Origin of the sequence: Chryseobacterium sp. WG14 (assembly GCF_024586945.1) — a bacterium.
Classification (GTDB): Bacteria; Bacteroidota; Bacteroidia; order Flavobacteriales; family Weeksellaceae; genus Chryseobacterium.
Window position 1 is genome coordinate 40,356 of the sequence record NZ_JALCZD010000006.1, and the last position, 14,922, is coordinate 55,277.

Genomic DNA, 14,922 nt, shown 5'->3' on the forward strand with positions numbered 1-14,922 from the left:
GATGACAAAAGACCAAAAAGTTGTAGCAATACAAGAGATCAAAGACTTGCTTCAGGATGCAAAAGTAGTATACGTAGCAGATCTAGAAGGATTGAACGCTGCTAAGTCTTCAGATTTCAGAAGACAGGCTTTCAAACAAAATATCAAAGTAAAAGTAGTAAAAAATACACTTTTACAAAAAGCAATGGAGCAAATTGATGGGGTAGATTTCTCTGAAATGTTCCCAACATTCAAAGGTAACTCTGCAATCATGATTGCTGATACTGCGAATGCTCCTGCAAAATTAATCCAAGGGTTCAGAAAAAAAGAAGATAAGCCTGCTTTAAAGTCTGCTTACCTTCAGGAAACTTTCTATGTTGGAGACGAAAACTTAACTTCACTTGCTAACATCAAGTCTAGAGAAGAAATGATCGGAGAAATCATCGGATTACTTCAATCTCCAATTCAAAGAGTTGTTTCTGCTCTTCAAAACAAACCTGAAACAGTAGAAGCTAAAGCTGAAGAAGCTGCTCCGGCTGTAGAAGGAACTCCTGCTGAAGCTCCAGAAGCTGCTGCAGAAAGCACTGAAGAAACAAGTGCTGAATAATTATACTCAAAAAATTAAATAAATAATCAACAAAAACATTACAACAATGTCAGATTTAAAAAATTTAGCTGAAACGCTAGTAAACTTAACAGTAAAAGACGTAAATGAATTAGCTACTATCCTTAAGGATGAGTACGGAATTGAGCCAGCTGCTGCTGCTGTAGTAGTTGCTGCAGGTGGTGGAGAAGCTGCTGAAGAAAAAACTGAATTCGACGTAATTCTTAAGTCTGCAGGTGCTTCTAAATTAGCTATCGTTAAATTGGTAAAAGATTTAACTGGTGCTGGTCTTAAAGAAGCTAAAGATATCGTAGATGGTGCTCCAGCTGCAATTAAGCAAGGAGTTTCTAAAGACGAAGCTGAAGCTCTTAAGAAGCAATTAGAAGAAGCTGGTGCTGAAGTAGAATTGAAATAATTTTCAATTGTATTATAAATATAGAAGCCCGGGCATTTGCCCGGGCTTTTTTGTTGCCTGATAATCACCTGTTTAACCATTTAGTTTATAAATGTATTGAGATTTTATTATCTTAAATTCTATAATATTTAATTATTATTATCAATTTAATAATAATTAACATAATGTATTAATATTAATCTTTAATTAATGATAATTTTTATATAATTTTATCATTAAAAGATTGTTTTTATTGAAAAAATACTATATTTGCATCAAGGAAAAAACACAACACTATTGGATCGAAATTATTTTCTTTCATATAGTCACATCGCATTTCTTTTGCTGCTGTCGACTATAGGAAAATTAAATACCGGCTTTATATCTGCCGCAGTAAGCAATTCTGAATTGCTGCATTATACAGGTGTAAATACTACTGATTTACATTCTCGTATAGCCGTTACCTATTTACAGAAATCAATTGAGGATACAAATATCCTGCAGGCTGATAAGGGTAGATTTTATAACCATACTTTACAATGTAATTTTCCCATTCCCAGGGATAAAGATTCTATTTCTTTTGCTATAAATGGTTTTGAGCTTATTTCTGTCTGGAAAACAAGGATACAGTATGTAGAGTATTTTGAAAGTACCCTACTTATATTTGAAAAGATTAAAAGATTTTACGTCAATTCTTTTAAACTGATCGATGGTTTTAAGTTTATTATTAAAATTCCGGATAAACTGGCCACTCTTTTTGTACAATAATATTTCATAAAAATTTTTACGGTCCTTAGGGAATTATAATACTGTTTCATTTGCACTTTTAAATGAGAAAGCTAAAGAAGTGCCTTTATAATAAAAAACGAACACAAAAAAACAACAAAGATTAACAAAGAATGAAAAACAAATTACTTACACTAGCACTCTTATCGGCAGGATGTTATCTTTCTGCTCAGGTAGGGATTAATACGAGTGGACCTCAGGCTACACTTGATGTGGTGGGCTTTCCATCAAATACAAATAAACTGGACGGCGTTATTGCTCCAAGGCTTACAGGAACACAGCTGAGCGCCAAAAATTATACAGCAGCCCAAACCGGAGCTATTGTATACGTTACAGTTTCTGAAGCTGCTCCTACCGGACAGACTGCAGAGGTTGTATCCCCTGGTTATTATTATTTTGACGGAACAAAATGGGGGAACTTAGGTACTGACTGGCGTACGGTTGGAAATGCCGGGACTACACCTGCCACAGCTGCTTTAGGAACAGATATTTCTACCGGAAGCTATTTAGGGACAAGCGATGGGAAGAATTTGGTACTGGCAACCCAGAAAAATGTCAAAGGAATTCTGGACCTGAATGGAACTCTACGCGGTGGAAATTCTAATACTGCCACAGGACCATTTGCCTCTTTTACATGGGGGTCCAATAATACACTGACAAACAGTACGTCTTCCAATATAGCTTTAGGTAAGGATAATACTGTTTCTGCACAAGGGAATTTTCCTGCTGTTGCCATTGGATTAGGGAATACAGCTAGTAATGGTGCCAAAATAATAGGGAATACCAATAATGCAGCCGGAGCCAATAATTTAGTCTTTGGAAATGGAAATACAGTAACAGGAATTATAGGATTGACACTTGGAAATAATAACACCAATGATGGAGGAATTGCTATAGGTGGTGGAAATACGGCAGCGTCCAACACTGTTGCCATAGGATCAGCAAATAATGTTTCGGGTGGTCAATCGATGGCTATAGGATTTACAGGAAAGGCATTGGCAGGACAATCGGTATATGCTAATAAAGTGCATGCCTTTTTTAATATCGGAAATGCTACGAATGCAATCGTAGGGATTAACATGATTCCTACTGCTGATACGGCTTCCGGTGCTGCTATTCAGATAAAGGGAATTGCTGGAGCTACTGCTTCATGTACGGCTGCTGAAGAAGGGGCAATCCGCTATAATGCCACGGCTAAAGTACACGAAGGCTGTAATGGAACTACATGGAAAGCTTTCTATTAAATAAAAATAAACACAAAATCTTTAAAAAATTAAAAAATGACCAAAAAATTATTCGAGAAATTAGCTGCAATGCTTATGACGCTGGTGCTGTCTGTAGCAGTATTTGCGCAGCAAGGCTATGAACCTATCCGAGGGATGGGAGTTGAAGCAAAACCTGTAAACAATTCAGGGATTTGCCTGGCATGTTACAACGGAAGCATGAACCCTGTGGTGGATGCCAGTCTGGATAACAGTGTAAATATGGGAAATTTCGCTTCTTTACTAAGTGGAAATGGGATATCTGTTAAAAACAAGAATACATCATATCCGGCAGGATATATTACTGGTTTTAATGTAGACCTTGGAACAAGCTTTATTACGATTGATCTGTTAAGCTCGTTAAGAATCAGTACCTATAAAAATGGTGTTATTCAGGAAACGACTACAAACAATACGCTTTTATCAGTGCCTGCATTCGGGGGCAGCAAGAACAGAATATTCTTACACTTTAAGACTTCAAAAGAATTTGATGAAGTAAGATTGTATCAGACCAATGTTCTTTCCGTATTCAGTGCGATGAATGTGTATTATGCATTTGCATTTGATCCGGCCAAGGTACCAACAGATAACAATGGTATTTGTGATGATATTATTGCAGGAAGTGGTGTTGATGGAAACATATCCGGAAGCAGCAGTTTCCTTGCTCCGCTTTCTTACGTTCAGAATAAAGAAAATATTGGAGACGGAAATAAAAACTCTTTCGGGAAAGTAGTTCTTCCGATAGGATTGTTAGGATCCTATTCAGTAGGGGTTTTGGATAAAAATCAGGTGTATCCTGCAGGCAACAGGACCGGATTTGTAATAGAGCCCGACGATCAGGGTAAACTGTTGAGTGCTGAGTTTTTGAAAAATATTACCATAGAAACTTATTTATTTGGCCAGCTTCAGGATTCAAAACAGTTATCAGACGGAGGCGGGCTAATCAATATTAAAGTGCTGGGCTATGGTTCCGGTAAGCAAAAGGTAACTCTTACCACTACCAAACCTTTCAATGAAGTTCGTTTGAAAATTACCCAGACTGTAGGGTTTAACCTGGGAGCACTTAAAGTATATTACGCATTCGAAGAACCAATGTCTTGTGAATGTGATGATAAAATTCAGACAAGCGGCTCTGCAATACCGGGAAATCTGGTGACAGGAGGAAGCTGGACTTCCGGACCTGGTTTTCTAGGTCTTATTCTGGCCAAAATGACAAATCCTGAAGCGATTGTAGATAATAATCCTGCCAATTATGCTACGGCAACAGTGCCTGCTGCATCTATCTTCAGTATTTTCTCTGCATTTGCCACAGTAAGCAGTAATGCGATGCTTCCTGCCAATACGGTAGCTGGATTTACAGTAGAAAAAGCAGGAAACCTTCTGGGAGTAAGTGTACTTGAAAGCATTACAGTGACCCTCTATAACGGAAATACGGTAACCAATACTTTTACAAGTTCAGGAAGCCTTATCAGTGGAAACTTCTTTACTACAAACTCTAACAAGTTCTATGTGGGAGGCAAGGCTACGAAACCTTTCAACCGTATGAAGATTACCTTTAATAGCGGAACAGCTGTTCGTATTCCTCAGAGCTATTATATCTATAATGCTTTTGCCAGCAAAGATGATGATAATGACGGAATTCCAAACTGTTTTGACAGATGTCCCGGAGGAGATGACAGTATAGATAACAATGGTAACGGTATTCCTGATTGTGCAGAAGGATGTACAGTGGTTAATGATAAGTCTCCAACATTGGATGCTGATGATGACGGTATTGTTGATGCTTGTGATTTTGATTCTGACAATGACGGTATTCCTGACTCAACAGAAAACTTTGATGCCAACGGTAAATTTGAAGATGATGATGCGGAAGGTGATATTTTAATTACATCTATATTGGGAGACAGTGTTCCGAATTATCGTGATCTGGATTCTGATAATGACGGAGTGTTGGATTTATTTGAATCAGGTATTCCAACATCAGTAATCAATCAGATTGATGCAGATCATAATGGTGTTATTGATAGTGGTGTTGCAGTAGGAAATAATGGTTTGGCAGATGTATTGGAAACTTATCCTGATTCAGGAACTTTAAAATATCCTCTTAGGAATACCGATGGAGATGGCTTGCCGGACTTCCTGGACCTTATTTCCAACGGTTCGGATCTCGATCTGTACCAGATAGGAAAAGGAAATCTTGATACCCTGGGTGGTGGATTCATTTCTACAATTGATGATAAAGACAGAGACGGTATTCAGGCTGTTGTAGATACAGACCTTGTAAAGAGAGGTGCACCTGATTCTCCACTTTCTCCATATGCTTCATTGTTGAAAGATGCATCAATGAACGCAAAAAGTACAGGAGCTTCAGATGTAGCAGAGGTTGCCCATGATATTAAAGTATACCCTAACCCGGTAAAAGCTGGTGAAAGCCTTATGGTTACAGCGGCAGAAGAAGGAACTTACACTTTATTCTCAGCAGAAGGAAAGGCTGTGAAATCCGGTAAATTCTCTGCCCGTAACGGTATTGATACTGCTGCATTACCTACGGGAATTTATATTATTAAGATAGAAACTAAATCAACGGTAAAATCTTATAAAGTTATTGTGAAATAACGATAAGAAATCTTAGTGTTATGAAGGGCTGCTCAGAAATGGGCAGCCTTTTTATTTTAATGTCCTCAAAATGAGGTAGATTATTTGTAATTGTGGATAAGTTTTTGTATCTTTGCCCCTCTTTTGGCGCTAAAAATTGATTGTAAATTTATAAAATACTAAAAATCAGCTCTTTCAATGTATAATCATGGAAGGGATTTCGTATTTGTAGATACTGCGGTAATACAGCCTCAAAAGTAATAAAAATATTTTGCATTACGCTGTGAAAAGATATACCAGCGTTGCAGTTAGAAGTCAGATTGAAGACTTTAAGATAAAGAATAAAGAACAAAGACCGATGATTGCGCCAAAATTTTCTTACTTTTTCTTTTCTCTTACTTCTTTTCTCTTTACTCTCTTCTGATATTTTTTAATAAATCAAAATATTTTTTAACCCTTTCTTAAAAGTTTTATGAGTAAAACAAAATCAACAACTCAAGGAAATCCGAGAATTAACTTCTCATCAGCGAAAGGAAAAATCATCACTCCAGACTTTTTGGATATCCAAATCGAGTCTTTCAGAGAATTTTTCCAGCTTGATACACTTCCTGAAGCCAGAAAGACTGAAGCTCTTTACAAGACCTTCCAGGAGAATTTTCCAATTACCGATTCTAGAAATCAATTCGTATTGGAATTCCTTGACTATCTGGTAGATTCTCCACGTTATTCAATTGATGAGTGTGTGGAAAGAGGTCTGACCTATTCAGTTCCTCTAAAAGCAAGACTTAAACTATATTGTACTGACCCGGAACACGAAGATTTCCAAACAGTGGTTCAGGATGTATATTTAGGTCCGGTTCCTTATATGACGCCTAGTGGATCTTTCATCATCAATGGTGCTGAGAGAGTTATTGTTACGCAGCTTCACCGTTCACCTGGTGTATTCTTCGGACAGACTTACCACGCTAACGGAACCAAACTATACTATTCAAGAATTATCCCTTTCAAAGGATCTTGGATGGAATTTACAACAGATATCAACAGCGTAATGTACGCGTATATCGATCGTAAGAAAAAGTTACCATTAACAACTTTATTAAGAGCTATCGGTTACGAATCTGATAAGGATATCCTTCAGATCTTTGACCTTGCTGAAGAAGTGAAAGTTTCTAAAGCTGCCCTTAAAAAAGTAGAAGGGAGAACATTGGCTGCGAGAGTATTGAACACCTGGTTCGAAGATTTCGTAGACGAAGATACAGGTGAAGTAGTTTCTATTGAAAGAAACGAAATCATCTTGGATAGAGAAACTATCCTTGAAAAAGAACATTTAGATCTTATCCTGGATGCTGGTGTGAAATCTATTCTGATCCACAAAGAAAACAGCAATGAATTCTCTATTATCCAGAATACATTACAGAAAGACCCTACTAACTCTGAAAAAGAAGCAGTAGAGTACATCTATCGTCAGTTAAGAAATGCAGATCCACCAGATGAGGAAACAGCAAGAGGAATTATTGAAAAATTATTCTTCTCTGAGCAGAGATACTCTCTTGGTGAAGTAGGACGTTACAGATTGAATAAAAAATTAAGTCTGAACATCCCAACTACCACTGAAGTTCTTACAAAAGAAGATATTATTGCGATTGTAAGACACTTAATTGAGTTAGTAAACTCAAAAACTGATGTGGATGATATTGACCACTTATCAAACAGAAGAATTAAAACTGTTGGTGAGCAGTTAGCAGGACAGTTCGGTGTAGGTCTTTCAAGAATTGCAAGAACAATCAAGGAAAGAATGAACGTTAGAGATAACGAAATCTTTACTCCACTTGATCTTGTAAATGCTAAGACATTAACATCAGTAATCAACTCGTTCTTTGGTACCAACCAGCTTTCTCAGTTCATGGACCAAACCAACCCGCTATCAGAAATCACGCACAAGCGTAGACTTTCTGCACTAGGGCCTGGTGGTTTATCAAGAGAAAGAGCAGGTTTCGAGGTTCGTGACGTTCACCATACGCACTACGGAAGAATTTGTCCGATTGAAACTCCGGAAGGACCAAACATCGGTTTGATTTCATCTTTAGGTATTTATGCGAAAATCAACAGACTAGGTTTCATCGAAACTCCATACAGAAAAGTAGAAGACAGTAAGATTAATCTTACTGCTGATCCTATCTATCTTAATGCAGAAGACGAAGAAGACAAAGTAATTGCTCAGGCAAACGTTGAATTGAATGATAACGGAGAATTCTTAACAGACAGAATTATTGCCAGACTTGATGGTGATTATCCTGTAGTAGAGCCAGCTCAGGTAAACCTTATTGACGTTGCACCAAACCAGATCTCTGGTATTTCTGCTTCATTAATTCCATTCCTGGAGCATGATGATGCGAACCGTGCGCTGATGGGATCCAACATGATGCGTCAGGCAGTTCCTCTATTGAAGCCACAAGCACCAATCGTAGGTACAGGTCTGGAACAACAAGTTGCGAAAGATTCAAGAATTTTGATCAATGCAGAAGGTACAGGTACTGTAGAGTATGTGGATGCTGATAAGATCACTATTAAATATGAAAGAAGCGATGACGAAGATTTAGTACAATTCGAGTCTGCTACTAAAACATACAACCTTACTAAGTTTAGAAAAACCAACCAGAGTACAACAATTACCCTAAGACCAAACGTAAGAGTAGGTGATGTAGTAGAAAAAGGACAGGTACTTTGTGACGGTTATGCTACTGAAAAAGGAGAATTAGCTCTTGGTAGAAACTTAGTGGTAGCGTTCATGCCTTGGAAAGGGTACAACTTTGAGGATGCAATTGTAATCAACGAAAAAGTGGTACGTGAAGACTGGTTTACGTCAATCCACGTAGATGAATATTCTCTTGAAGTTCGTGATACCAAATTAGGTATGGAAGAGCTTACGGCAGATATTCCAAACGTTTCTGAAGAAGCTACTAAAGATCTTGACGAGAACGGTATGATCAGAATCGGTGCTGAAGTGAAGCCTGGAGATATCATGATTGGTAAAATTACTCCAAAAGGTGAATCTGACCCGACTCCTGAAGAAAAACTTCTTAGAGCAATCTTTGGTGATAAAGCTGGTGATGTAAAAGATGCATCATTAAAAGCCGATTCTTCATTAAGAGGGGTGGTGATCAACAAGAAATTGTTCTCAAGAAACATTAAAGACAAAAAGAAAAGAACTGAAGAAAAACTTAAACTTGAAGAGATTGAAAACACTTACAAGGCTAAGTTTGACGAGCTGAGAAATACTTTAATTGAAAAATTAAATACACTGGTAAGCGGTAAAACTTCTCAAGGGGTACAAAATGACCTTGATGAAGAAATTATCGGTAAAGGTGTGAAATTTACTCACAAATTATTGACTTCAGTTGAAGATTATGTAAACGTTAGCGGTTCAGACTGGACAGTAGACGCTGATAAAAATGAATTGATCAAACAATTGATTCACAATTACAAAATCAAATTTAACGACATTCAGGGAGTTAAAAACCGTGAGAAATTTGCTATTTCAATCGGAGATGAGCTTCCGGCAGGGATCATGAAGTTGGCTAAAGTTTACATCGCTAAGAAACGTAAACTGAATGTAGGAGATAAAATGGCAGGACGTCACGGTAACAAAGGTATCGTTTCAAGAATCGTTCGTGAAGAAGATATGCCATTCCTTGAAGACGGAACACCGGTAGATATCGTATTGAATCCACTAGGGGTACCTTCTCGTATGAACATCGGTCAGATCTATGAAACAGTTCTTGGATGGGCAGGTCAGAAATTAGGAATGAAGTTCGCTACACCAATCTTTGATGGAGCAACTCTTGACCAGATTACTGAATATACAGAAAAGGCAGGTCTTCCTAAATTTGGTAACACTCACCTTTATGATGGGGGTACCGGAGAAAGATTTACTCAGCCGGCTACTGTAGGTATTATCTACATGCTGAAACTAGGACACATGGTTGATGATAAGATGCACGCACGTTCTATTGGTCCTTACTCATTGATTACTCAGCAGCCGTTAGGAGGTAAAGCTCAGTTCGGTGGACAGAGATTTGGAGAGATGGAGGTTTGGGCTCTTGAAGCATTCGGAGCATCAAATATTCTAAGAGAAATCTTAACTGTGAAGTCGGATGACGTGATTGGTAGAGCAAAAACTTATGAAGCAATTGCAAAAGGTGAATCTATGCCTGAACCAGGTATTCCGGAATCATTCAATGTATTACTTCACGAGTTACAAGGACTTGGACTTGATGTAAGATTGGAGGAGTAATTAAAAGATTTAATTATTAAAAAATTAAAACATTAATTAACTCTGAGATGATAAGAGCGAAAGTAATTTTAAATCTTTCAATCTTTAAATCTTTTAATCAAAAATTAAATTATGTCAAATAAAAATAAAACAAGTAGATTTAATAAAATAACCATTGGTTTAGCTTCACCGGAGTCTATTTTACAAGACTCAAGAGGAGAGGTTTTAAAGCCAGAAACTATTAACTACAGAACTCACAAACCTGAAAGAGACGGATTATTCTGTGAGAAAATCTTTGGTCCTGTAAAGGATTACGAATGTGCTTGTGGTAAATATAAGAGAATTCGTTACAAAGGGATCGTTTGTGACCGTTGTGGTGTAGAAGTTACCGAGAAAAAAGTAAGAAGAGAAAGAATCGGACATATCGGTTTGGTTGTTCCTATTGCTCACATCTGGTACTTCCGTTCATTACCAAACAAAATAGGATACCTTCTGGGAATCCCTTCTAAGAAATTAGATATGATCATCTACTACGAAAGATATGTAGTGATCCAACAGGGTATTGCCAAAAAATTAGATGGTTCTGATTTTGAAAATATGGAATTCTTAACAGAAGAAGAGTACCTTGACATCATGGAAACTCTTCCTGTAGAAAACCAGTATCTTGATGATTCTGATCCAAACAAATTCATCGCCAGAATGGGTGCTGAAGCTGTGGAAGATCTATTAAAGAGAATTGATCTTGATGCATTATCTTTTGACTTAAGACACAAAGCTCACAACGAAGGTTCTAAGCAAAGAAGAACTGAAGCCCTGAAAAGATTGAACGTTGTAGAAGCATTGAGAGGTGCCAATACAAGAATGATCAACAGACCAGAGTGGATGATTATGCGTGTGCTTCCTGTTATACCACCAGAACTAAGACCATTAGTTCCGTTGGATGGAGGACGTTTCGCTACTTCTGACCTTAATGACCTTTATAGAAGAGTTATTATCAGAAATAATCGTTTGAAGAGATTATTGGAGATTAAAGCTCCTGAAGTAATCTTGAGAAACGAGAAGCGTATGCTTCAGGAATCAGTAGATTCATTATTCGATAACACAAGAAAATCTTCTGCCGTAAAATCTGAATCAAACAGACCATTGAAATCACTTTCTGATTCATTGAAAGGTAAACAAGGTCGTTTCCGTCAGAACTTACTAGGGAAAAGGGTTGACTACTCTGCGCGTTCGGTAATTGTTGTAGGTCCAAACTTACAGCTTCACGAATGTGGTATTCCTAAAGATATGGCAGCTGAACTTTACAAACCGTTTATCATTAGAAAACTAATTGAAAGAGGAATTGTAAAAACTGTAAAATCTGCAAAGAGAATTATCGACAGAAAAGAACCTGTAGTGTATGATATCCTTGAAAACGTGATGAAAGGTCACCCTGTTCTACTGAACAGAGCACCTACGCTTCACAGACTGGGTATTCAGGCTTTCCAACCTAAGATGATCGAAGGTAAGGCAATCCAGCTACACCCGTTAGTAACAACAGCATTCAACGCCGATTTCGATGGTGACCAGATGGCGGTACACTTACCGTTAGGACCAGAAGCGATCCTTGAAGCTCAGTTATTAATGTTAGGTTCTCAGAATATCTTGAACCCTGCAAACGGTTCTCCAATTACAGTACCTTCTCAGGACATGGTTCTTGGTCTTTATTTCATGACTAAAGAATTGAGCTCTACGGAAGATATGAAAGTAAAAGGGGAAGGTCTTGCATTCTATTCTCCTGAGGAAGCAGAAATTGCTTATGCTGAAGGTAGAGTTTCTTTAAATGCTAAGGTAAGATGTAGACTACCTGTTAAAGAAGACGGAGTAATAGTAACAAGATTGATCGAGACTTCTGTAGGTAGAATTTTATTCAACCAGATTGTACCTAAACAATCAGGATATATCAATGAACTTCTTACTAAGAAATCATTGAGAAACGTTATTGGTAAGATCCTTGCTGATACCGATTTCCCAACTACGGTGAAGTTCCTTGATGCCATGAAAGACTTAGGGTATTCAAATGCATTCAAAGGAGGTCTTTCTTTCTCACTAGGGGATATTGTAGTTCCTGTTGAGAAAAAGCAGATGATTGCTACTTCAATTGAAACTGTAGATGAAATTAGAGCCAACTATAACATGGGTCTTATTACAGATACAGAACGTTATAACCAGGTAATTGACGTTTGGACTAACACCAATGCGGGATTAACTGAAATGATCATGAGCAGAATGAAAACCGATCAAGGTGGTTTCAACTCTGTGTATATGATGCTTGACTCTGGGGCGAGGGGTTCTAAAGAACAGATCCGTCAGTTATCAGGGATGAGAGGTTTGATGGCGAAACCGCAAAAAGCTGGTTCTACCGGTGCGGAGATCATCGAAAACCCGATCCTTGCCAACTTTAAGGAAGGTCTTTCGATCTTAGAGTACTTTATCTCTACTCACGGTGCCCGTAAGGGTCTTGCGGATACCGCTCTTAAGACAGCCGATGCTGGTTACTTAACGAGAAGATTGGTAGACGTTGCACAGGACGTTATCGTTACAGAAGACGACTGTGGAACACTTAGAGGAACAGAAGTTACTGCACTTAAGAAAAATGACGAGATCGTTGAAAGAATCTCTGAAAGAATCTTAGGTAGAGTATCTCTTCATAATATCTATGACCCTGAAACGGATGAGCTTATTGCTAGTGCAGATCAGGTAATCATTGAAGAATTGGCAAAAAGAATCGAAGAAGCAGGATTAGAAGCTGTTGAGGTTCGTTCGCCATTAACTTGTGAAGCTAAGAAAGGTATCTGTGCGAAATGTTACGGTAGAAACTTGGCAACAGGTAAAGTGATCCATATGGGTGAAGCGGTAGGTGTAATTGCAGCACAGTCAATTGGGGAGCCAGGTACTCAGCTTACGTTGAGAACCTTCCACCAAGGGGGTACTGCAGGAAACGTATCAGAAAACCCATCTATTGTAGCAAGAAGAGATGGTATCGTTGAAATGGATGAAGTAAGAACAATTACTTCTGAAGATGAAAACGGTAATACTGCTGAAGTAGTAGTTTCACGTTCAACGGAATTCAGATTAGTTGCAGCGGAGTCTAAAACTCCATTAATGATTGCTAACGTACCTTACGGATCTATATTATCTGTAAAACCAGGTGATAAAGTGAAGAAAGGAGATACCATCTGTAGATGGGATCCGTATAACGCGGTTATCATTGCTGAAACTTCTGGTAAAGTAGAATATGAAGATATTATCCAGGGTATTTCATTCCAGCTTGAAATTGACGAACAAACAGGATTCGAAGAGAAAGTAATCTCTGAATCTAGAAATAAGAAAGCCGTACCTACATTGAAGGTGGTAGATTCTAAAGGAGTTGAGCAGAGAGCATACAACTTACCGGTAGGAGCCCACTTGATGGTAAATGATGGTGAAAAAATTAAGGCGGGTAAAGTCTTAATCAAAATCCCAAGAAAATCTGCAAAAGCAGGGGATATCACCGGAGGTCTTCCGAGAGTTACCGAATTATTCGAAGCAAGAAACCCTTCAAATCCAGCGGTTGTTACTGAAATCGACGGGGTAGTTTCTTACGGAAAAATTAAGAGAGGTAACCGAGAATTGATCGTAGAAGCTAAAACTGGCGAAAGAAAAATTTACCTGGTAAAACTTTCTAACCAGATCCTGGTTCAGGAGAATGACTTCGTAAGAGCTGGTTCTCCATTATCTGACGGTTCTATCACACCGGATGATATCTTAAGAATCAAGGGCCCAACTGCGGTTCAGGAATACTTAGTAAATGAGATTCAGGAAGTTTACCGTCTTCAGGGGGTAAAAATTGATGATAAGCACTTTGAAATTATCGTAAGACAGATGATGACCAAAGTATCTATCGTAGATGGAGGTGATACTCAATTCCTTGAAGGAGCTCTGGAACATAAGTATGACTTCCTGGAAGAGAACAACAGAGTATTTGGTCTTAAAGTAGTAGTAGAGGCTGGAGATTCTAAAGAATTCAGACCAGGTCAGATGATTACTGCAAGAGAATTAAGAGATGAAAACTCTAAACTAAGACGTGAAGACCAAAAGTTGGTAGAAGTAAGAGAAGCACTTCCTGCTACAGCAACACCTGTATTACAAGGTATTACAAGAGCAGCTCTTCAGACTAAGTCATTCATGTCTGCAGCATCATTCCAGGAAACAACGAAGGTTCTAAATGAAGCGGCTGTTGCTGGTAAAGTAGATGCTCTTAGTGGTCTTAAAGAAAATGTAATTGTAGGGCACAGAATCCCTGCAGGTACAGGTCTTAAAGAATATCAGAATGTTATTGTAGGTTCTAAGAAAGAATTCGAAGACCTTAACTAAAATTAATGATTTGAAATTTGAGGTTTGGATTTATTTTTATATTTTCACAATCTCAAATTTCGAATTTAAAAAACATAATTTATAACAATGGACAACAATCAAAATCCACAAGACGGAAACATCAACATCGAATTAAACGAAATGGTAGCTGCTGGTATCTATGCTAATTTAGCTTTAGTAAACCACTCGCCATCTGAGTTCGTAGTAGATTTCATCCAATTAATGCCGGGGGTACAGCAAGCTAAAGTAAGATCAAGAGTAATTCTTGCTCCACTTCATGCTAAGAGAGTATTAAACGCTCTTCAACAGAACATCGCTAACTATGAGCAGCAGTTCGGAGAAATCAAAGAAGTTGAGCCTTTCGTATTAGGAGGTAACAACGTTCAAGCGTAAGATTTCTTTTACAATAAATAGATGCCCCAATGAAAATTGGGGCATTTTTTATGTTATATTTTTTTTATCCTGGCTGGATATTCAATGTTTATCATGCATCAGTTGTGGTGATTTTTTGTTATCCTATTCCTGCAATACAACAGTAATTCCCGGTAAAAATATACCGTGCTATTTATAACACAACTTTAACGGTAATGAATCATCATATCAATGATCCAATTTTATATATTTGAATATTACA

Annotated in this window: 8 protein-coding genes; all 8 read left to right on the forward strand. The window is 37.9% G+C overall.

Annotated features, from left to right (window positions below; translation table 11 throughout):
- Position 1: 1 nt before the first annotated feature.
- The 8 genes from rplJ to MP478_RS11900 all read left to right on the forward strand — a co-directional run bounded on the left by rplJ (position 2) and on the right by MP478_RS11900 (position 14,681).
- Positions 2 to 586 carry a 50S ribosomal protein L10 gene (rplJ, locus tag MP478_RS11865; protein ID WP_257200556.1) on the forward strand — a complete coding sequence of 195 codons (585 nt, stop codon included), beginning with the start codon at positions 2 to 4 and terminating at the stop codon, positions 584 to 586.
- 46 nt (positions 587 to 632) lie between these two features.
- Positions 633 to 998 carry a 50S ribosomal protein L7/L12 gene (gene rplL / locus MP478_RS11870; protein ID WP_047493581.1) on the forward strand — a complete coding sequence of 122 codons (366 nt, stop codon included), beginning with the start codon at positions 633 to 635 and terminating at the stop codon, positions 996 to 998.
- Positions 999 to 1,274: 276 nt separating this feature from the next.
- Positions 1,275 to 1,745, forward strand: coding sequence for a hypothetical protein (locus tag MP478_RS11875; protein WP_230038304.1), 471 nt, complete (start codon positions 1,275 to 1,277; stop codon positions 1,743 to 1,745).
- Between the two features lie 131 nt (positions 1,746 to 1,876).
- The gene (locus MP478_RS11880) at positions 1,877 to 3,007 is read left to right on the forward strand and encodes a hypothetical protein (protein WP_257200557.1); all 1,131 of its coding nucleotides are present in this window, start codon (positions 1,877 to 1,879) and stop codon (positions 3,005 to 3,007) included.
- A gap of 36 nt (positions 3,008 to 3,043) precedes the next feature.
- Entirely contained in the window at positions 3,044 to 5,641 is a 2,598-nt protein-coding gene (locus MP478_RS11885; protein ID WP_257200558.1) for a T9SS type A sorting domain-containing protein, read from the forward strand.
- A gap of 451 nt (positions 5,642 to 6,092) precedes the next feature.
- Complete coding sequence (gene rpoB / locus MP478_RS11890) at positions 6,093 to 9,914, forward strand: DNA-directed RNA polymerase subunit beta (protein ID WP_230038299.1); 3,822 nt, start codon at positions 6,093 to 6,095, stop codon at positions 9,912 to 9,914.
- Positions 9,915 to 10,025: 111 nt separating this feature from the next.
- Positions 10,026 to 14,288 (forward strand): DNA-directed RNA polymerase subunit beta', encoded by a 4,263-nt coding sequence (rpoC, locus tag MP478_RS11895; protein ID WP_230038297.1) that lies wholly within the window; start codon positions 10,026 to 10,028, stop codon positions 14,286 to 14,288.
- 87 nt (positions 14,289 to 14,375) lie between these two features.
- The gene (locus MP478_RS11900; RefSeq protein WP_002976436.1) at positions 14,376 to 14,681 is read left to right on the forward strand and encodes a DUF3467 domain-containing protein; all 306 of its coding nucleotides are present in this window, start codon (positions 14,376 to 14,378) and stop codon (positions 14,679 to 14,681) included.
- The last annotated feature ends 241 nt before the right edge of the window (positions 14,682 to 14,922 follow it).

Excerpts from the sequence above, each read along its gene's own strand:
- rplJ (WP_257200556.1), top strand. The coding sequence starts at position 2 with ATGACAAAAGACCAAAAAGTTGTAGCAATACAAGAGATCAAAGACTTG.
- rpoC (WP_230038297.1), top strand. The coding sequence starts at position 10,026 with ATGTCAAATAAAAATAAAACAAGTAGATTTAATAAAATAACCATTGGT.
- MP478_RS11900 (WP_002976436.1), top strand. The coding sequence starts at position 14,376 with ATGGACAACAATCAAAATCCACAAGACGGAAACATCAACATCGAATTA.
- rpoB (WP_230038299.1), top strand. The coding sequence starts at position 6,093 with ATGAGTAAAACAAAATCAACAACTCAAGGAAATCCGAGAATTAACTTC.
- MP478_RS11880 (WP_257200557.1), top strand. The coding sequence starts at position 1,877 with ATGAAAAACAAATTACTTACACTAGCACTCTTATCGGCAGGATGTTAT.
- MP478_RS11885 (WP_257200558.1), top strand. The coding sequence starts at position 3,044 with ATGACCAAAAAATTATTCGAGAAATTAGCTGCAATGCTTATGACGCTG.
- rplL (WP_047493581.1), top strand. The coding sequence starts at position 633 with ATGTCAGATTTAAAAAATTTAGCTGAAACGCTAGTAAACTTAACAGTA.